Raw genomic sequence first — 1,495 nt, forward strand, 5'->3', positions numbered from 1 at the left:
GCTGAAGGGCGAGCGCGAATGGGTGGGAAGCATGCTGCACGAGTCGGCCGAAGTCATCCCGATGATTGCGGCATACTGTTCCGTCGAGCAGCTGGGTCCAAAGGAGCGGCGTTTGGTGCAGCGTCTTCAGCGACTGACTTATGGAAAAAAAGAAAAAATTCATTCCTGGGACACTGCATGGATGGAACGTCTTCCTGATCAACGGAGTTTGGAGGACGAGATCATCGAAAAGATCGAAGGCACGGAAATGGAAGATGCGATGACCATTGATCTCTACCATTTGCCTGAGAGGCAACGGGAGGCACTTGAACTGCTGGCATCCGGCATGTCCTACTCTGAGGTGGCCGAGATGATGCAGATCGCGAAAGGTAGCGTGTCCAAACATCTGCAGTTGGCTCGAAAAAAGTTGGAAGACGGAGCCCAACTGGCGTGGCAACTGGAATAGCTCTGGAGCTTCTACCAATCCCCATTTTTTCTCACTCTCCCCTCTATTAGAGACAAGCGAGGAAAGGAGAGTGATTTTTTTGCCTACTGGAACAACAGCCATTTGCAGGGTGTGCCACAGACCTTTGCGCAGCCGCCTGAGTGTTCTGCAGGGTGTAGGACCTGTCTGCGCAAAAAAGGTGCGCCAAGCGTTGGAGGAAATGTTGCAACGCGTCATGCGGGGAGAGGCGGAACCGGATGAGCAAATCGCCTACGCCATGTCTCCCGAAGAACGCCAGAGGGCGGTGGAAAACCGGGTTCGGGAAGCCTACCTGACCCAACTTCGTCAAAGGAGACGTCCCACCCGGGAACCGGTCTATGTGGAGGTGGAGAGCGTCACCCGCAATCTCGATCGGGAACAAACCCAGGTCGAATGGATCGATCGCGACCATGCCTGGGTCGAATCGGAAGGCGGTGGGCGGTATCAAGTATCCGAATACGGCTGTACCTGCCCGCACTTCGTCAACCGCCTTTCGCGGGATCCGGAACTGGCGCGGGAAGGGTGCCGCCACATGCGAGCCTTGCGCCTTGCCCGCGAAGAAGTGCGGGAGAGAAGGCGCCTGGCCCGGCAGCGTCGCCAGGAGTCTGCGGCCCCGGCGGTTGTGGTGCCGGTTACGCACGAGGAAAACCGTCCTACGTTTGCACAGATCGATTGGACCGTTGATGCGGAACGGGAAATGGTGCTGGAAGTCTGGCGGCAAAACCGGGCCTGGGATGGTATATACGTCAGTCACGATGAACAAGCATGGGAGACACTTCGTGCCCAGGCACGTCAGGAATGGGAATACAAGTACGAAAATGTCCTGGGAGGAACGGGGAATACCTTTGGCGTGGAACTCGAAGTCCAGTTCCGGGACCCTGTGTCACGGGCAAGAGCCTTGCGGGAACTGTACGAAGAAGGGCTGACGCTGACGCCAGAGATGCGCGGATACCATTCAGGAGACGGGAGAGGATTCTGGAAGCCGGAGCGGGACGGTTCGTTGGGAGTCAACGGGGTCGAGTTGGTATCGCC

At 57.3% G+C, this 1,495-nt stretch carries 1 protein-coding gene and 2 pseudogenes; all 3 read left to right on the plus strand.

Annotated features, from left to right (window positions below; translation table 11 throughout):
• On the plus strand, window positions 1-445 hold a 445-nt coding region (locus tag C230_RS0100160; protein ID WP_018130095.1), incomplete at its 5' end, for an RNA polymerase sigma factor.
• A gap of 109 nt (window positions 446-554) precedes the next feature.
• Window positions 555-617, plus strand: a pseudogene (locus C230_RS23750) (DUF6011 domain-containing protein); the annotation flags it as partial.
• 27 nt (window positions 618-644) lie between these two features.
• Window positions 645-1,495, plus strand: a pseudogene (locus tag C230_RS0100165) (amidoligase family protein); the annotation flags it as partial.

Source organism: Effusibacillus pohliae DSM 22757 (assembly GCF_000376225.1).
GTDB lineage: Bacteria > Bacillota > Bacilli > Tumebacillales > Effusibacillaceae > Effusibacillus > Effusibacillus pohliae.